General features: G+C 70.2%; 13 protein-coding genes. 7 read left to right on the top strand and 6 right to left on the bottom strand.

The window, feature by feature from the left end; translation table 11 throughout:
* Positions 1-21: 21 nt before the first annotated feature.
* The 3 genes from glpK to IE294_RS03945 all read right to left on the bottom strand — a co-directional run bounded on the left by glpK (position 22) and on the right by IE294_RS03945 (position 3,568).
* Positions 22-1,560, bottom strand: a complete 1,539-nt coding sequence (gene glpK, locus IE294_RS03955; RefSeq protein ID WP_189814770.1) for a glycerol kinase GlpK — start codon at positions 1,558-1,560, stop codon at positions 22-24.
* A gap of 91 nt (positions 1,561-1,651) precedes the next feature.
* The gene (locus IE294_RS03950; RefSeq protein ID WP_189882285.1) at positions 1,652-2,446 is read right to left on the bottom strand and encodes an MIP/aquaporin family protein; all 795 of its coding nucleotides are present in this window, start codon (positions 2,444-2,446) and stop codon (positions 1,652-1,654) included.
* A gap of 357 nt (positions 2,447-2,803) precedes the next feature.
* Positions 2,804-3,568: an IclR family transcriptional regulator gene (locus tag IE294_RS03945; RefSeq protein ID WP_189814773.1), complete on the bottom strand. Its 765-nt coding sequence runs from the start codon at positions 3,566-3,568 to the stop codon at positions 2,804-2,806.
* A 281-nt stretch (positions 3,569-3,849) separates the two neighbouring features.
* On the opposite strand from IE294_RS03945, the gene metH reads away from it, so the two are divergent.
* The 3 genes from metH to IE294_RS03930 all read left to right on the top strand — a co-directional run bounded on the left by metH (position 3,850) and on the right by IE294_RS03930 (position 10,214).
* Positions 3,850-7,362, top strand: a complete 3,513-nt coding sequence (gene metH / locus IE294_RS03940) for a methionine synthase (protein WP_189882283.1) — start codon at positions 3,850-3,852, stop codon at positions 7,360-7,362.
* A 112-nt stretch (positions 7,363-7,474) separates the two neighbouring features.
* On the top strand, positions 7,475-8,176 hold the full coding sequence (locus IE294_RS03935) for an HAD family hydrolase (RefSeq protein ID WP_189882281.1): 702 nt from the start codon (positions 7,475-7,477) through the stop codon (positions 8,174-8,176).
* A 433-nt stretch (positions 8,177-8,609) separates the two neighbouring features.
* Positions 8,610-10,214, top strand: coding sequence for an ABC transporter substrate-binding protein (locus IE294_RS03930; protein ID WP_189882279.1), 1,605 nt, complete (start codon positions 8,610-8,612; stop codon positions 10,212-10,214).
* A 90-nt stretch (positions 10,215-10,304) separates the two neighbouring features.
* Here the strand turns inward: IE294_RS03930 and IE294_RS03925 are convergent, their stop codons facing one another.
* Both IE294_RS03925 and IE294_RS03920 read right to left on the bottom strand, forming a co-directional pair.
* The gene (locus IE294_RS03925) at positions 10,305-10,976 is read right to left on the bottom strand and encodes a response regulator (protein ID WP_014671700.1); all 672 of its coding nucleotides are present in this window, start codon (positions 10,974-10,976) and stop codon (positions 10,305-10,307) included.
* Between the two features lie 54 nt (positions 10,977-11,030).
* Positions 11,031-12,029, bottom strand: a complete 999-nt coding sequence (locus IE294_RS03920; protein ID WP_189882277.1) for a RecB family exonuclease — start codon at positions 12,027-12,029, stop codon at positions 11,031-11,033.
* Positions 12,030-12,208: 179 nt separating this feature from the next.
* On the opposite strand from IE294_RS03920, the gene IE294_RS03915 reads away from it, so the two are divergent.
* The 3 genes from IE294_RS03915 (at position 12,209) to IE294_RS03905 (ending at position 15,752) form a co-directional block, all read left to right on the top strand.
* Positions 12,209-13,888 carry a site-2 protease family protein gene (locus IE294_RS03915; protein WP_189882268.1) on the top strand — a complete coding sequence of 560 codons (1,680 nt, stop codon included), beginning with the start codon at positions 12,209-12,211 and terminating at the stop codon, positions 13,886-13,888.
* Between the two features lie 143 nt (positions 13,889-14,031).
* A complete protein-coding gene (locus tag IE294_RS03910) occupies positions 14,032-14,934 on the top strand; it encodes a tRNA (adenine-N1)-methyltransferase (RefSeq protein WP_014671696.1) in 903 nt (300 codons plus the stop codon).
* A gap of 236 nt (positions 14,935-15,170) precedes the next feature.
* Positions 15,171-15,752, top strand: coding sequence for a hypothetical protein (locus IE294_RS03905; protein WP_189882266.1), 582 nt, complete (start codon positions 15,171-15,173; stop codon positions 15,750-15,752).
* Between the two features lie 7 nt (positions 15,753-15,759).
* On the opposite strand, the gene IE294_RS03900 is transcribed toward IE294_RS03905, so the two are convergent.
* A complete protein-coding gene (locus tag IE294_RS03900) occupies positions 15,760-16,062 on the bottom strand; it encodes a ferredoxin (protein ID WP_041665048.1) in 303 nt (100 codons plus the stop codon).
* 517 nt (positions 16,063-16,579) lie between these two features.
* Here IE294_RS03900 and arc point away from each other — a divergent pair.
* Positions 16,580-18,346 carry a proteasome ATPase gene (arc, locus tag IE294_RS03895; protein ID WP_189882264.1) on the top strand — a complete coding sequence of 589 codons (1,767 nt, stop codon included), beginning with the start codon at positions 16,580-16,582 and terminating at the stop codon, positions 18,344-18,346.
* Positions 18,347-18,381: the final 35 nt, after the last annotated feature.

The following is an 18,381-nucleotide window of genomic DNA, read 5'->3' as shown; positions in this document are numbered from 1 at the left end:
TGGCTGAGCCGGAAGGGCCGCTCAGCTCTCGTCTTCGAGCCAGCCCATGGTCCGGTCGACGGCCTTGAGCCAGTTCTTGTACTCACGGGCGCGGGTCTCCGCGTCCATGCGGGGGGTCCACTCGGCGGCCCGGCGCCAGTTGGCGCGCAGGTCGTCGGTGCTGTTCCAGAAGCCGACGGCGAGACCGGCGGCGTAGGCGGCGCCGAGGCAGGTGGTCTCGGCGACCATCGGGCGCACCACCGGTGCGTCGAGGACGTCGGCGAGGGTCTGCATCAGCAGGTTGTTGGCGGTCATGCCGCCGTCGACCTTCAGGGTCACCAGCTCGTCGCCGGAGTCCTTGACCATGGCGTCGGCGATCTCCCGGGTCTGCCAGGCGGTGGCCTCCAGGACGGCGCGCGCGAGGTGCGCCTTGGTGACGTACCGGGTCAGGCCGGCGATCACACCGCGGGCGTCGGAGCGCCAGTGCGGGGCGAACAGGCCGGAGAAGGCCGGCACGAAGTAGGCGCCGCCGTTGTCCTCGACCGAGAGCGCGAGCGTCTCGATCTCGGCCGCGGTGGAGATCAGGCCCATCTGGTCGCGCATCCACTGCACCAGCGAGCCGGTGACGGCGATCGAGCCCTCCAGGGCGTAGACCGTCGGCTGGTCGCCGATCTTGTAGCCGACGGTGGTCAGCAGACCGGCGTAGGAGTTGATGATCTTGCTGCCGGTGTTCATCACCATGAAGGTGCCGGTGCCGTAGGTCGACTTGGTCTCGCCCTCGGAGAAGCAGGTCTGGCCGAACAGGGCCGCCTGCTGGTCACCGAGCGCGGAGGCGACCGGGATGCCGCCGAGCAGGTCGCCGAGCTTGCCGCCCGTGATCTCGCCGTAGACCTCGGCGGAGGAGCGGATCTCGGGCAGGATCTGCTCCGGCACGCCGATGGACTCGCAGATCTTCTCGTCCCACTGCATCGTGTGCAGGTTCATGAGGAGGGTGCGGGAGGCGTTGGTGACGTCGGTCACGTGCTTGCCGCCGTTGACACCGCCGGTCAGGTTCCAGATGACCCAGGTGTCCATGGTGCCGAAGAGGATGTCACCGGCCTCGGCGCGCTCCTTCAGGCCCTCGACGTTGTCGAGCAGCCAGCGGGCCTTGGGCCCGGCGAAGTAGGAGGCCAGCGGCAGGCCCGTCTCGCGGCGGAAGCGGTCCTGGCCGACGTTGCGGCCCAGCTCCTTGCAGAGCGCGTCGGTGCGGGTGTCCTGCCAGACGATGGCGTTGTGGACGGGCTCACCGGTGTTCTTGTCCCACAGCACGGTGGTCTCGCGCTGGTTGGTGATGCCGATGGCCTTGATGTCGTCCCGGGTGATGCCGGCCTTGGCGATGGCGCCGGCGACGACTTCCTGGACGTTGGTCCAGATCTCGTTGGCGTTGTGCTCGACCCAGCCCGGCTTCGGGAAGATCTGCTCGTGCTCCTTCTGGTCGACGGAGACGATGCGGCCGTCCCGGTCGAAGACGATGCAGCGCGAGGAGGTCGTGCCCTGGTCGATCGCCGCGATGAAGGGGCCTGCGGTGTGGGCGTCGGTCACTGTGTGCTCCTGGAAGATCCGTGGTGAGGGGGCTGTACGTACGGCGCGTGCTCGAAGACTCGGTGCTTCGTCAGGCTTCTCAAGAGGCTTCTCAAGCAAAGGCGACGTTGTAGATACCTGCACCGATGGCGGCGCCGATCAGCGGACCGACCACCGGGATCCAGGCGTAGCTCCAGTCGGAACCGCCCTTGTTGGGCAGGGGCAGCAGGGCGTGCACGATGCGCGGGCCCAGGTCACGGGCCGGGTTGATCGCGTAGCCCGTCGGGCCGCCGAGCGACAGACCGATCGCCACGACCACGAGCGCGGTGATCAGACCGCCGAGGACGCCGAGGCCGTTGCCCTTGTCGTTCAGGCCCTGGGTGAGGACCGCGAGGATCAGCACGACCGTGCCGATGATCTCCGTGGCGAGGTTCTGCACCGCGTTCCGGATCTCCGGGCCGGTGGAGAAGATGCCGAGCACCGGGCCGGCGCCCTGCTCCTCGGCCTCGACCGCCTTGGCCGCCGTGGCCTGCGCGCCCGGGCCGCCGACGATCTCCTTGTCGGTCAGGTGCGCGTAGAACTGGCCGTAGTAGGTGACCCACACCAGGGCCGCGCCGATCATCGCGCCGAGCAGCTGGCCGGCGAAGTAGGTCGGAACGTTGCTCCAGTCGCCGTCCTTGATGGCCAGGGCGACGGTGACGGCCGGGTTGAGGTGGGCGCCGGACAGCGGTCCGGAGATGTAGACGGCCGTCATGACGGCGAAGCCCCACCCGAAGGCGATGGCGAGCCAACCGGCGTTACGGGCCTTGGAGGCCTTCAGCGTCACGGCGGCGCAGACGCCGCCGCCGAGCAGGATGAGTATGGCGGTACCGATGGTCTCGCCGATGAAGATGTCGGAGCTGGACACCCGCGACTCCTTTGTCCTTCGTCCAGGGGTAAGCCGAACCCCGGTCCCAGCGGGGGTTCTGGCGCCCTCGGGGGTGAGAGCGATGCCGGCCCTTGGCGTTGTCACACTCTAGCGCGTATTGCCGGAAGGTGTTCGACAATGCCGACCGATGGACGGGAGTCTCGCTTCGGCGTTACACGTGAGTCAAGAGTTCTGTTATCGAAAACAGGATCGTTATTGATCGTTGCGGGTTATCAACGTTCGTGCACGGGCGTACGATCTAGCCGTTTTTGCCGATTTCAGGGTAGATCGACGACCGGAACGCCGCCTGGCGTCCCGGTCGTCCCGGTTCCGTTGGTTCCCCGCTCGTGCCCGCGGTCAGAACCGCCCGGCGCCCAGATCACGGGAGACCGCGCGGGCGCAGTCGCGCACCGCGGCGATCAGCTCCGGACGCAGCTCGCCCTCCCGGCACAGCCGCTCCACCGCGCCGGTGATGCCGACCGCGCCCACCGGCATCCGGCGCCGGTCGTGGATGGGCGCGGCGATCGACGCCACGCCCTCCCAGGTCTCCTCCACGTCGGCCGCGTACCCACGCGCGCGCGTGACGTCGAGGAGGTGCTCGAAGTCGCCGGGGTCGCACACCGTGCGGTCCGTGAAGGCCTTCCGCTCGGTGTCCAGCGCCTCGCTGTGCGCGACCGGGTCGTAGGCGGACAGCACCTTGCCCAGGGCCGTGGAGTGCAGCGGCTGCATGGCCCCGATCTCCAGCACCTGCCGGCTGTCGTCGGGCCGGAAGACGTGGTGCACGATCAGGACGCCCTGCTGGTGCAGGACGCCCAGGTACACGCTCTCCCCGCTGGACCTGGCCAGGTCGTCGGTCCACACCAGCGCCCGCGCGCGCAGTTCGTGCACGTCGAGATAGGTCGTGCCGAGGCGCAGCAGCTCCGCGCCCAGCTGGTAGCGCCCGGAGGTGTCGTCCTGCTCCACGAACCCCTCCTGCTGGAGGGTGCGCAGGATGCCGTGGGCGGTGCCCTTGGCGAGGCCCAGTGACGAGGCGATGTCCGACAGGCCGAGCCGCCGCTCGCCGCCCGCGAGCAGCCGCAGCATCGCCGCCGCCCGTTCGAGCGACTGGATGTTCCGTGCCATCGCCGTCCTGCCTCCGTCCCCTTCGACCTGCCGCGGTGCCGTTTGGAAATCACCGTTCGGCAATGTCGAACACTACCGGTCCATGCCGACCTCCCGCTAATGGTCGGACGGCACCTGTTACATCACGCGGGATCCATGCGTGGCACACGGCCCGTTCGCGTCCGTCTCGTGGACGCCGCTGCCCATCCAAGCCCACTCCGGTTACTCTGGCGCCGTGCGGCAGTCCGGCCGGTCCGGGCAGCCGCATAGCCGACAGCCGTCGCATTCCAGGGAGCCCTTACATGGCCTCGTTGCCAACGTCCCCTTCCGCCGACAGCCGGACCCGTGTGTCCGCGCTCCGTGAGGCACTCGCCACCCGAGTGGTGGTCGCCGACGGAGCCATGGGCACGATGCTCCAGGCCCAGGAGCCCACCCTTGAGGACTTCCAGAACCTCGAAGGCTGCAACGAGGTCCTCAACATCACCCGCCCCGACATCGTCCGCTCCGTCCACGAGGCGTACTTCGCCGTGGGCGTCGACTGCGTCGAGACCAACACCTTCGGGGCCAACCACGCGGCCATGGCGGAGTACGACATCGCCGACCGGGTCCACGAACTCTCCGAGGCCGGCGCCCGTATCGCCCGGGAGACCGCGGACGGGTTCTCCGCCCGCGACGGCCGGCCCCGCTGGGTCCTCGGCTCCATCGGCCCCGGCACCAAGCTGCCCACCCTCGGCCACATCGGGTTCACCACCATCCGGGACGGCTTCCAGGCGAACGCCGAGGGCCTGCTCACCGGCGGCGCCGACGCCCTGATCGTCGAGACCACCCAGGACCTGCTCCAGACCAAGGCGTCCGTCCTCGGCGCCCGGCGGGCCATGGAGCGCCTCGGCACCGAGGTCCCGCTGCTCTGCTCGATGGCCTTCGAGACCACCGGCACCATGCTGCTCGGCTCCGAGATCGGCGCCGCGCTCACCGCGCTGGAGCCGCTCGGCATCGACATGATCGGCCTGAACTGCTCGACCGGCCCGGCCGAGATGAGCGAGCACCTGCGCTACCTCACCCGGCACTCCCGCATCCCGCTGCTGTGCATGCCGAACGCGGGCCTGCCCATCCTCACCAAGGACGGTGCCCACTTCCCGCTCGACGCCGAGGGCCTGGCGGACGCCCAGGAGAACTTCGTACGCGACTACGGCCTCTCCCTCATCGGCGGCTGCTGCGGCACCACCCCCGAGCACCTGCGCCAGGTCGTGCAGCGGGTGCGGGACCTCGCCCCGCCCGAGCGCGACCCGCGCCCCGAGCCGGGCGCCGCCTCCCTCTACCAGTCGGTGCCGTTCCGCCAGGACACCTCGTACCTGGCCATCGGCGAGCGCACCAACGCCAACGGCTCCAAGAAGTTCCGCGAGGCCATGCTGGAGGGCCGCTGGGACGACTGTGTGGAGATGGCCCGGGAGCAGATCCGCGAGGGCGCGCACCTGCTCGACCTGTGCGTGGACTACGTCGGCCGGGACGGCGTCGCCGACATGGAGGAACTGGCCGGCCGCTTCGCCACCGCCTCCACCCTGCCGATCGTCCTGGACTCCACCGAGGTCGACGTCATCAGGGCCGGCCTGGAGAAGCTGGGCGGCCGTGCGGTGATCAACTCGGTGAACTACGAGGACGGCGACGGCCCCGACTCCCGGTTCGCCAAGGTCACGCGGCTGGCGCGGGAGCACGGCGCCGCGCTCATCGCGCTCACCATCGACGAGGAGGGCCAGGCCCGCACCCCGGAGAAGAAGGTCGAGATCGCCGAACGGCTGATCGCCGACCTGACCGGGAACTGGGGCATCCATGAGGAGGACATCCTCATCGACACCCTGACCTTCACCATCTGCACCGGTCAGGAGGAGTCCCGCAAGGACGGCATCGCCACCATCGAGGCGATCCGCGAGCTGAAGCGGCGCCACCCGGCGGTGCAGACCACACTGGGCCTGTCGAACATCTCCTTCGGCCTCAACCCGGCCGCCCGCATCCTGCTGAACTCCGTCTTCCTGGACGAGTGCGTCAAGGCCGGCCTGGACTCGGCGATCGTGCACGCCTCCAAGATCCTGCCGATCGCCCGGTTCAGCGAGGAGGAGGTCGCCACCGCCCTCGACCTGATCCACGACCGCCGCGCCGAGGGCTACGACCCCCTCCAGAAGCTCATGCAGCTCTTCGAGGGCGCCACGGCGAAGTCCCTGAAGGCCGGCAAGGCCGAGGAACTGGCCGCGCTGCCCCTGGAGGAGCGGCTCAAGCGCCGCATCATCGACGGCGAGCGCAACGGCCTGGAAGCCGACCTGGACCAGGCGCTCCAGGACCGCCCGGCGCTCGACATCGTCAACGAGACCCTGCTGGACGGCATGAAGGTCGTCGGCGAGCTGTTCGGCTCCGGCCAGATGCAGCTGCCCTTCGTCCTCCAGTCCGCCGAGGTCATGAAGGCAGCCGTCGCCTACCTCGAACCGCACATGGAGAAGTCGGACGCCGAGGGCAAGGGCACGATCGTGCTCGCGACCGTGCGCGGCGACGTGCACGACATCGGCAAGAACCTCGTCGACATCATCCTGTCCAACAACGGCTACAACGTCGTCAACCTGGGCATCAAGCAGCCGGTCTCCGCGATCCTGGAGGCGGCCGAGGAACACCGGGCCGACGTCATCGGCATGTCCGGGCTCCTGGTGAAGTCCACGGTGATCATGAAGGAGAACCTGGAGGAGCTGAACCAGCGCGGCCTCGCCGCCCGCTTCCCGGTCATCCTCGGCGGCGCAGCCCTCACCCGGGCCTATGTCGAACAGGACCTGCACGAGATCTACGAGGGCGAGGTCCGCTACGCCCGCGACGCCTTCGAGGGCCTGCGCCTGATGGACGCCCTCATCGGCGTCAAACGGGGCGTGCCCGGGGCGAAGCTGCCCGAGCTGAGGCAGCGCCGGGTGCGGGCCGCCGCCGTGGAGGCCGAGGAGCGCCCGGAGGAGGGCCACGTCCGCTCCGACGTCGCCACCGACAACCCGATCCCCGAGCCGCCGTTCTGGGGCACCCGGGTCGTCAAGGGCATCCAGCTCAAGGAGTACGCGAGCTGGCTGGACGAGGGCGCGCTGTTCAAGGGCCAGTGGGGCCTGAAGCAGGCCCGCACCGGTGAGGGCCCGACGTACGAAGAACTGGTCGAGACCGAGGGCCGGCCCCGGCTGCGCGGCCTGCTCGACCGGCTCCAGACCGAGAACCTCCTGGAAGCGGCCGTCGTCCACGGCTACTTCCCCTGCGTGTCCAAGGACGACGACCTGATCATCCTGGACGACCAGGGCAACGAGCGCACCCGCTTCACCTTCCCGCGCCAGCGCCGCGGCCGGCGCCTGTGCCTGGCCGACTTCTTCCGCCCGGAGGAGTCGGGCGAGACGGACGTCGTCGGCCTCCAGGTCGTCACCATCGGCTCGCGCATCGGCGCCGAGACGGCGAAGCTCTTCGAGGCCAACGCCTACCGCGACTACCTCGAACTGCACGGCCTGTCCGTCCAGTTGGCCGAGGCCCTCGCCGAGTACTGGCACGCCCGCGTGCGCGCCGAACTCGGCTTCGGCGGGGAGGACCCGGCCGCCATCGAGGACATGTTCGACCTGAAGTACCGGGGAGCCCGCTTCTCCCTCGGCTACGGCGCCTGCCCCGACCTGGAGGACCGCGCCAAGATCGCGGAACTGCTCAAGCCGGAGCGGATCGGCGTCCACCTGTCCGAGGAGTTCCAGCTCCACCCCGAGCAGTCCACGGACGCGATCGTGATCCACCACCCGGAGGCGAAGTACTTCAACGCACGGTGAGGCGTGTCTCACCCAGCAGACTGATCGGACAAGTCGTACACTGGTCGGTCCACTGCAGGCCGGTTCCCCGCCCGGGAACCGGCCTGGTCGTCCCTCAAGGAGGTGCGCCCGGATGACCAGTACGGTCCCCGCGCTCGGAACCCGTACAGCCGAAGGCTCCGCCCTTCAGGCGGTGCTGCTCGACATGGACGGCACCCTGGTGGACACCGAGGGCTTCTGGTGGGACGTCGAGGTGGAGGTCTTCGCCGCCCTCGGCCACACCCTGGACGATTCCTGGCGGCACGTCGTGGTCGGCGGCCCCATGACCCGCAGCGCCGGCTTCCTCATCGAGGCGACCGGCGCCGACATCACCCTCGCGGAACTCAGCGTGCTGCTCAACGAGGGCTTCGAGGACCGGATCGGCCGCACGCTGCCGCTGATGCCGGGCGCCTCCCGGCTGCTCGGCGAACTGCACCTGCACGGAGTCCCCACGGCGCTGGTCTCCGCCTCCCACCGGCGCATCATCGACCGTGTGCTGTCCGTGCTCGGGCCGCACCACTTCTCCCTCTCCATCGCCGGGGACGAGGTCTCCCGCACCAAGCCCTTCCCGGACCCGTACCTGCTCGCCGCCGCCGGACTCGGTGCGGATCCGGCCAGATGCGCCGTGGTCGAGGACACCGCCACCGGCGTCGCCGCCGCCGAGGCCGCGGGCTGCCGGGTGGTCGCCGTCCCCTCCGTGGCCCCCATCGGCCCGGCCGAGGGACGCACCGTCGTCTCGTCCCTGGAAGAGGTCGACCTGGCATTCCTGCGGGGTCTGATGACGGAAATGCGCTAGCCGTTCACCCAGCGTGTTAACGTCATTGGCGGCGCTGGACACATTTCCGGGGAAGTACACCCGAGGGGAATTCGCCGGGAGCGGGGCGGCCGAATTCCGCTGACTGGCCGCACAGTTGGGTGTGTGACGTTCCCCACGCCGATGGGGCTCGACAATGTTGGCCAAGTGTGCTGACCTGCCCTGCCCGTGATGCTGCCGCGCGACCTTGTGTCCCGATTGATGGGAAGCTGCACTAATCCTGCCGCTGTCGGGTTTTCGGTGTGTCCGCGGCCGGTTCCACTGCGTGATGGGGGGTCAACTCACGCGGCTGTGAACCCGGCTGCGGGCGCGGACTAATCTCGTCGCGAGAACATCGCCGAGAACCCCCGTGATCCGCCGCGTCACCCCTGCATGCCGGATACACGGACCCGAACAGCTCTGGAGAAACTCCCGCATGAACCGCAAGACTTTGGTGCTGCCGGCGCTGGCCGGCCTGCTCACCCCGGTTCTCGCCGCGTGCGGCGGAACCGACAGCGGGAGCAAGAGCGGTGACGCCATCGTCGTCGGTACCACGGACCAGTTCACGGCCACCAAGGAAGCCCCGGCGCCCCTCGACCCGGCCTATACCTACGACACCAGCACCTGGAACATCCTGCGTCCGACGGTGCAGACCCTCATGATCGTGCCCAAGAACGAGGGAAGCCCGGTGCCGGAGGCTGCCGAAAGCTGCAACTTCACCGACAGCGGCAGCGAGCGCTACGCCTGCAAGTTGCGGGAGGGCCTGAAGTTCGCCAACGGCGACGCGGTCACGGCCGCGGACGTCAAGTACTCCATCGAGCGAGTCCTGCGCATCAAGGCCGACACGGGTGTTGCCACACTGCTGAACACCATCGACACCATCGAGACGCAGGGCGACCGCGAGGTCGTCTTCCACCTCAAGACGGCAGACGCCACCTTCCCGTACAAGCTCTCCACGCCGGTCGCCGGCATCCTCGACCCCGAGAGCTACGCCAAGGACAAGCTGCGCGACGGCTTCGAGGTCGACGGCTCCGGCCCGTACACCCTCAAGGCCGACGTCAAGAACAACACGATCACCACGGTCACCTACACCAGGAACCCCACGTACAAGGGCAGCCTGGAGGTGAACAACGACAAGGTCGAGATCCGCGCCTTCCCCGACGCCGACGCCATGGGCGCCGCGATCGACAAGGGCGACATCGACGTCATGATCCGCACCATGTCGCCCGCGCAGATCCAGAAGCTGGACGCCGGCACCGACGAGAACGTCGACCTGGTCGACATGCCCGGCCTGGAGATCCGCTACCTGGGCTTCGACACCGAAGCGCCCACCGTCAAGTCCAAGGCCGTGCGCCAGGCCATGGCCCAGCTCATCAACCGTGACGAGCTGGTGTCCAAGGTCTACGGCACCCAGGCCGAGCCGCTGTACTCGCTGGTCCCCGCCACCATCACGGGCCACTCCAACTCGTTCTTCAACAAGTACGGCAACCCCAGCGTCGACAAGGCCAAGTCGCTGCTCACCAAGGCCGGCATCACCACCCCGGTCAAGCTGACCCTGCACTACACCACCGACCACTACGGCTCGGCCACCAAGCAGGAGTTCGAGGTGTTGCAGAAGCAGCTCAACGACAGCGGCCTGTTCGACGCCTCCATCCAGGGCCACCCCTGGAAGACCTTCCTGCCCTCCGAGCTGAAGGGCAAGTACGACGTCTACGGCATGGGTTGGTTCCCCGACTTCGCGGACCCGGACAACTTCCTGGCGCCCTTCCTCGACAAGGACAACATCCTCGGCTCCCCCTACAGCAACACCACCATCCAGCACACGCTGATCCCGCAGTCCCGCCGTGAGGCCGACCGGTTGGCCGCCTCCAAGAGCGTGACCCAGATCCAGGACATCCTGGCCGAGGACGTCCCGATCCTGCCGCTGTGGCAGGGCAAGCAGTACGTCGCCGCACGGAGCGGCATCACGGGCGTGTCCTACGCCCTCAACTCCTCCTCGGTACTCCAGCTGTGGGAGCTCGGCCGCGGAGCCAGCGACTGACGGCTCCTGGGAACTCGCTGAGAACCGACGCCCGGTACGGCGAAGGCGCCCTCCCCCACCAGGGGAGGGCGCCTTCGCCGTCGTACGGTCCTACTGCGCGCCGGGGCGCACCAGACCGCTCTCGTACGCGTACACCGCGGCCTGCACCCGGTCCCTGAGCCCCAGCTTGGTGAGCACATGGCCCACATGCGTCTTCACGGTCGTCTCGCTGACGAACAGGTCGGCCGCGATCTCGGCGTTGGACAGCCCGCGCGCCACCAGCTTCAGGACCTCCACCTCGCGGTCGGTGAGGGTGTGCAGGGTGTCCGGCACCGGCTCCTCACCGGACGGCAGATGCGTGGCGTACTTGTCGAGCAGCCGCCGGGTGATGCTCGGCGCGAGCATGGCCTCGCCGGCCGCGACCACCCGGATCGCCTGCACCAGCTCGTTGGCGGGCGCGTCCTTGAGCAGGAAGCCGCTGGCCCCGGCGCGCAGCGCCTCCACCACGTACTCGTCCAGGTCGAACGTGGTCAGCACCAGCACCTTGGCCGGGCCGTCCCGGCCGGGACCGGTGATCTGCCGGGTGGCCTCCACACCGTCCATCCGCGGCATCCGGATGTCCATGAGCACGACATCGGGCTGCAACGCGCGCACCTGGTCGAGGGCCTGTAGGCCGTCACCGGCCTCGCCGACGACCGCGATGTCCTGCTCGGCCTCCAGGATCATCCGGAAACCGGTACGCAGCAGGGGCTGGTCGTCGACCAGTAGGACACGGATGGCCACGTGACACTCCTTCGCTAGTCCGGCCCCATTCTGCCCTGCCGGCGTATCCCGGGTTCACACGGTCCGGGGCCCGGGCGCTGTGACCGGCAGCGGGTAGGGCGGGGGAGTGCCGCCGAACTCCGGGCAGTGCGCCTGGTGGTCGCACCAGCCGCACAGCTTGGTGGGCCGGGGCCGCCAGTTCCCGGTCTCCGTGGCCTGTCTGATGGCCTCCCACAGCGCGTGCAGCTTGCGCTCCACCCGCTCCAGGTCGGCGAGGACGGGGTCGTAGGTCAGCACGTCCCCGCTGCCCAGGTAGACGAGCTGGAGCCGGCGCGGGACGACCCGCTTCAGCCGCCACACCACGAGGGCGTAGAACTTCATCTGGAACAGCGCGCCCTCGGCGTACTCGGGGCGGGGGGCCTTGCCCGTCTTGTAGTCGACGATCCGCACCTCGCCGGTCGGCGCCACGTCCACCCGGTCGATGATCCCGCGCAGCCGCAGACCCGACTCCAGCTCGGCCTCCACGAACAGCTCGCGCTCGGCCGGCTCCAGCCGCGTCGGGTCCTCCAGCGTGAACCAGCGCTCCACGAGCCGCTCGGCCTCGGCGAGCCATCCGGCCAGCCGCTGCCCCTCGGGGTCGTCGGCGAACAGCTCGGTCACCTCCGGGCGGCTCTCGCGCAGCCGGTCCCACTGCCCCGGGACCAGCGCCTTGGCGCGCGGCGCGGTCCGCTCCCCGGCGGGCGCGTCGAACAGCCGCTCCAGCACGGCGTGCACCAGTGTGCCCCGCGTCGCCGCCTCGCTCGGCTTCTCCGGCAGCCGGTCGATCACGCGGAACCGGTACAGCAGCGGGCACTGCATGAAGTCACTGGCCCGGGAGGGCGACAAGGAGGTCGGCGCGGCGGCGCTCCGCTCCTCGCCCGTGCCGCCCGCGGCCGGGGCCGTCCGCGGCGCCGCTTCCCCGGCCGGTTCCGTGGCCGCGGGCATCGCGGGGTCCGGCGTCCGGGGCGGGGTGGCCGGGGGCGTCTGCACGGCGCCGCCCGGCTGGGCCGCCGCCTCGTCGATGCTGCTGTCCATGTCCACAGACCTTACGGCCCACCACTGACAGTGACCCAGCCGCCACCCGCGTCCACCGCGCGTCCTCGGGGCGAACACAGGGGGTGCCGGGGCGATACGTGCCACCAGGGCCGCATACCATCGACAGGAGACCCTTCCGTCCGGCAGGTGCGGAAGGACGCTTCGAACGAGGGGACACCGTGGACGTGAGCGGCGGAAGCGGGCAGCCGCGGTCCGGCAACGACGAGCCGGCCGAGCACTCCGCTGACCCTACGGCCCCGGCGACCGGACCCACCGACCCCCCAGGCCCGGAGCCCGGACCCCCGCGCGCCGACCGGGCCGGGAACGGCACGGAGGAGTCCGCACCGACGCCCACCGCACGCGACGGCGCCGCCGGCCGGCCGACGGAAGAGGCCACGGCGGGCAGTCCCGGTACCGACGGCACGGGCGACCGGAACGGCAGTCCCGGCAGCGACGGCACGGGCGAGGGGAACAGTACGGACGACCGTACGAGCGGCAGCACCCCCGGCACGGCCGCGGCCCCCACGCCCGACGCGGAGAGCGCACCCGGTGTCCCCGTCCCGCCCGAGCCGCACCACCGGACCCCGGACCACACCCCCCGGCCCGCCCCCGCCCACACCCCCACGCACCACGCTGCCGCCCCCGAGCACCGTTCCCTCGCCCACTCCGGCATCGCCAAGGGTGAGCCGCCCGAGCCGCGGCCCAAGGAACCCGGTGGCGGCATCCTCATGGGCCGCCCCTTCGGCGTCCCCGTCTACGTCGCGCCGAGCTGGTTCCTCGTCGCCGCGCTGATCACCTGGGTCTTCGGCGGACAGCTCGACCGCGTGCTGCCCGAGCTGGGCGCCGCCCGCTACCTGGTCTCCCTCTTCTTCGCGGTCGCCTTCTACGCCTCCGTCCTGGTCCACGAGCTGGCCCACACCGTCGCCGCGATCCGCTTCAAGCTCCCGGTGCGCCGCATCCAGCTCCAGTTCTTCGGCGGCGTCTCGGAGATCGAGAAGGAGGCCGAGACCCCGGGCCGGGAGTTCGTGCTGGCCTTCGTCGGCCCGCTGCTCTCCCTCGTCCTGGCCGGCCTGTTCTACCTCGCCATGAAGCCGGTGGAGCCCGGCACCGTGCCCGGCGTCCTGCTGGCCGGGCTGATGGTCTCCAACCTCATCGTGGCGATCTTCAACCTCCTGCCCGGCCTCCCCCTCGACGGCGGCCGCATGCTCCGCGCCGTCGTCTGGAAGATCAGCGGCAAGCCGATGACCGGCACGGTCGCCGCCGCCTGGGTCGGCCGCGCCCTCGCCGTCTCCGTCCTGATCGGCCTGCCCCTGCTCAACCAGTCCGGCGCCTTCGGCGGCAGCAGTGAGGACGTGGGCGGCATGGACACCGTCACCGACGCCCTGCTCGCCGCCATCCTCGCCGCGATCATCTGGACCGGTGCCGGCAACAGCCTGCGCATGGCCCGGCTGCGCGAACACCTCCCCGAGCTGCGCGCCCGCACCCTCACCCGGCGGGCCGTGCCGGTGGAGAACGACACCCCGCTCTCCGAGGCGTTGCGCCGCGCCAACGCCGCCGGGGCCCGCGCCCTGGTCGTGGTCGACGCCGACGGCACCCCGCTCTCGCTGGTCCGCGAGGCCGCCATCGTCGGCGTACCCGAGCACCGCCGTCCCTGGGTCGCCGTCAGCGGCCTCGCCCAGGAGCTGACCGACGGCATGCGGGTCTCCGCCGAGCTGGCCGGTGAAGAACTGCTGGACGTGCTGCGCGCCACCCCGGCCACCGAGTACCTGGTGGTCGAGGAGACCGGCGAGATCTACGGCGTCCTGTCGGCCGCCGACGTGGAACGGGCCTTCGTCAGGGCGATGGCAAGGCCGGCCTGACAGCGCCCGGAGCCGGGGCGCCCCGCGAGGACCGCGGGGAACCGCACGCCAGGCCGCACCCGGCCCGCACCGTCCGTACGCACGCTCGCCCCCCACCCCCTCCGCCGGTCAAGCCCCCGGCAGGGAACCGGTAGGCTGGTCACATGTCCGAACCGACCGGTGCCGCCCGCAGGCGCGGGCCCTTCAAGGTCGGGGACCAGGTACAGCTGACCGACCCCAAGGGTCGCCACTACACGTTCACGCTCGAAGCCGGGAAGAACTTCCACACCCACAAGGGCTCCTTCCCGCACGACGAACTGATCGGCGCTCCCGAGGGCAGCGTTGTCCGGACCACCGGCAACGTCGCCTACCTCGCGCTGCGCCCCCTGCTCCCCGACTACGTCCTGTCCATGCCCCGCGGGGCAGCCGTCGTCTACCCGAAGGACGCGGGGCAGATCCTCGCCTTCGCCGACATCTTCCCCGGCGCCCGCGTCGTGGAGGCCGGCGTCGGCTCCGGCTCGCTCAGCAGCTTCCTGCTGCGGGCCATCGGCGACCAGGGCATGCTGCACTCCTACGAGCGCCGCGAGGACTTCGCCGACATCGCCCGGCAGAACGTGGAGCGCTACTTCGGCGGCCCGCACCCCGCCTGGCAGCTCACCGTCGGCGACCTCCAGGACAACCTGTCCGACACCGACGTCGACCGCGTCATCCTCGACATGCTCGCCCCCTGGGAGTGCCTGGAGGCCGTCTCCAAGGCGCTCGTCCCGGGCGGCATCCTGTGCTGCTACGTGGCCACCACCACCCAGCTCGCCCGGACCGTGGAGTCCATCCGGGAGATCGGCTGCTTCAACGAGCCGACCGCCTGGGAGACCATGATCCGCAACTGGCACATCGAGGGCCTGGCCGTCCGCCCGGACCACCGGATGATCGGCCACACCGGCTTCCTGCTGACCGCCCGCCGCCTCGCGGACGGCGTCGAGCCGCCCATGCGCCGCCGCCGCCCCGCCAAGGGCGCCTACGGCGAGGACTACGCCGGACCGAACGCCGACGGCGGCGCCGGCCGCTGACCGGGCGCACACCGGTACAACGCGAGGGCGCCGTGCCCGAGTTCCCGACCGCATCCGGGAACTCGGCCACGGCGCCCTTTCGTTGACCCGGCACCAGCAGCGACGCCTCCCACGCGCGCGCGTGCGGCCTGCGCGGGATCCGGCGGGAATCCCGGACCCCGCCGTTCCCGCGCACTGTGACGTGTGGCACCATGCAGCCCATCCCACCGGCACAGCCCTCACAGGAGACGCTCCTCGTGCAGCAATCCGCCGTTCCGGAGCTCGCGCACACCCAGACCCGGCCCATCCACTGGGTCGCCACCGCCACGGCCGTCGCGGGTGTCGTGGCCCTCTCCTCCGTCGTCCAGCCCGGATCGGCCACGGCCGCCCAGTCCGCCCCCGCCGCCAGGGGCAGGTCCGCCGCCGCGGCCGTCGCGCCGCCCGGCACGGCCGGAGTGCGGTTCCCGCTGGACTGCGGCCCCGTGAAGGCGGTGGTCGTCAAGAAGGCCACCGGGGACCTGGACGGCGACGGCAGACCGGAGACCGTCGCGGTGGTGCACTGCGACGCCCCCATGGGCACCCCGCCCGACGGGGTCTACGTCCTCACCCGCTCCGCGGACGGCGGCAAGCCCCGCGTGGTCGCCACCCTCGTCGAACCGAAGGAGCGGCTCACGGTCACCGACTTCGCGCTCCGCGCGCGTGCGGTCTCCGCCACGCTGCTCGGCTACTCCTCGGACGCCGTGCCCAGTTGCTGCCCGGACGTGAAGACCCCGGCCTCGTGGCGGTGGAACGGCAGCGCCTTCCTCCGCTCCACCCCGGCCGGGACCCGGAGCGTCTGAACCGGGCTCACTCCGCGTCGGGCCCGTACACCTCGACCTTGTCCGAAACCCGGCGTACGTGGATGCACTCCCCGGGGCACTCCTTCGCCGAGTCCACCACGTCGGTCAGCAGCGGCAGCGGCACCGGCGTGGTCGCCCCGGGGGCCTGGAGCAGCTCGTCGTCCGCGCCCTTCACATAGGCCAGCCCGTCGATGTCCAGCTCGAACACCTCGGGGGCGTACTGGGCGCAGATCCCGTCGCCGGTACACAGGTCCTGGTCGATCCAGACCTCCAGCGCCTCGCCGCCCGGGGCCTCCTGCTGCACGGTCATCTCTCCTGCCGTCGGTTCGCCGGGCGGCTCCGGCACCCCGAGGGCCAGCCGGGTCCGCTCCAGCGGCTGTTGGACACCCCCGACCCTACCTCCGCCCGGTTTGTTGCCGTGTGGGACCGGTTCGGGGTTTCCGGCCCGGCCCGCTCGGGTACCAGCGCCGGACCGGGAAAGGGGTTCACCGGCGGCCGGGTCGATCACTTCAGGCCGCCGCGGCGGTGACACCATCCGCCGAAGCCGTCGCTCTGCGTGATGATCGTACCGCTCTGCGTGCTGCCCGTAAACGGGCCGATCGGTCGGGTGCGGACAACTCCGGTCAGTAATGAAGGGATTCGACCATGCCCTGCACGGAACAAGCTGCTTTCCCCTCACGTTGAGTGGGTATCCCCTCCGTGCGAGGGAGTGTGCACCGGGTGACCGACGACACACCTTGACAGTCTTTGTGATCTAGGGGTTTCAATCGACACCCACCCAGGTAGGGTCTGGAAGCGTCCAGCTCCCCTTGGAGGAGGTGAGGACCGTGGCAGCCCACGACGACGACATGAACCGCGGCATCCGCCCGGGACGCGGGTCCGACGACCCGGCCGGGCAGATCGCCTACCTTGAGCAGGAGATCGCCGTCCTGCGCCGCAAGCTCGCCGACTCTCCGCGCCACACGAGGATTCTCGAAGAGCGGATCGTCGAGTTGCAGACGAACCTGGCCGGCGTGTCCGCCCAGAACGAACGACTGGCCAACACCCTCCGTGAGGCCCGCGACCAGATCGTGGCCCTCAAGGAGGAGGTCGACCGGCTGGCCCAGCCGCCGGCCGGCTTCGGTGTCTTCCTGCAAGCCAACGAGGACGGCACCGCCGACATCTTCACCGGCGGCCGCAAGCTCCGGGTGAACGTCAGCCCCAGCGTCGAGGTCGACGAGCTGCGGCGCGGCCAGGAGGTCATGCTCAACGAAGCGCTCAACGTGGTCGAGGCCATGGAGTTCGAGCGCGTCGGCGACATCGTCACCCTCAAGGAGATCCTGGAGGACGGCGAGCGTGCCCTGGTGCTCGGGCACACCGACGAGGAGCGGGTGGTACGGCTCGCCGAGCCGCTGCTGGACGTCACCATCCGCCCCGGCGACGCGCTGCTGCTCGAACCCCGCTCCGGCTACGTCTACGAGGTCGTGCCCAAGAGCGAGGTCGAGGAACTGGTCCTCGAAGAGGTCCCCGACATCGGCTACGAGCAGATCGGCGGCCTCGGCAACCAGATCGAGGCCATCCGCGACGCGGTCGAGCTGCCGTACCTCTACCCGGACCTGTTCAAGGAGCACGAGCTGCGCCCGCCCAAGGGCGTCCTGCTCTACGGCCCCCCCGGCTGCGGCAAGACGCTGATCGCCAAGGCCGTGGCGAACTCGCTGGCCAAGAAGGTCGCCGAGGTCACCGGCCAGGCCGCGGGCAAGAGCTTCTTCCTGAACATCAAGGGCCCCGAGCTGCTCAACAAGTACGTCGGCGAGACCGAGCGGCAGATCCGCCTCGTCTTCCAGCGTGCGCGTGAGAAGGCCAGCGAGGGCACCCCCGTGATCGTCTTCTTCGACGAGATGGAGTCCCTCTTCCGCACCCGCGGCTCCGGTGTCAGCTCGGACGTGGAGAACACCATCGTCCCGCAGCTGCTCGCCGAGATCGACGGCGTGGAGGGCCTCCAGAACGTGGTCGTGATCGGCGCCTCCAACCGTGAGGACATGATCGACCCCGCCATCCTGCGCCCCGGCCGGCTCGACGTGAAGATCAAGATCGAGCGTCCGGACGCGGAGGCGGCGAAGGACATCTTCGGCAAGTACCTCACCGAGCGTCTGCCGCTGCACTCGGACGACCTCGCGGAACACGGCGGCGACAAGGGCTCCACGGTCCAGGGCATGATCCAGACCGCGGTCGAGCACATGTACGCCGAATCCGAGGAGAACCGCTTCCTGGAGGTCACCTACGCCAACGGCGACAAGGAAGTCCTCTACTTCAAGGACTTCAACTCCGGCGCCATGATCGAGAACATCGTGGGCCGCGCCAAGAAGATGGCGATCAAGGACTTCCTGGAGAAGAGCCAGAAGGGCCTCCGCGTCTCCCACCTGCTCCAGGCCTGCGTGGACGAGTTCAAGGAGAACGAGGACCTGCCCAACACCACCAACCCGGACGACTGGGCCCGGATCTCCGGAAAGAAGGGCGAGCGGATCGTGTACATCCGTACGCTCATCACCGGCAAGCAGGGCGCGGACACCGGACGCTCCATCGACACGGTGGCGAACACCGGTCAGTACCTGTAACGGCAGGGCGGCTGCGGGTGCCCTCGGCGGGTACC

It is taken from the genome of Streptomyces canarius (assembly GCF_014650735.1).
Classification (GTDB): domain Bacteria; phylum Actinomycetota; class Actinomycetes; order Streptomycetales; family Streptomycetaceae; genus Streptomyces; species Streptomyces olivaceoviridis.
This window is presented reverse-complemented; position numbering and strand designations above follow the sequence as displayed.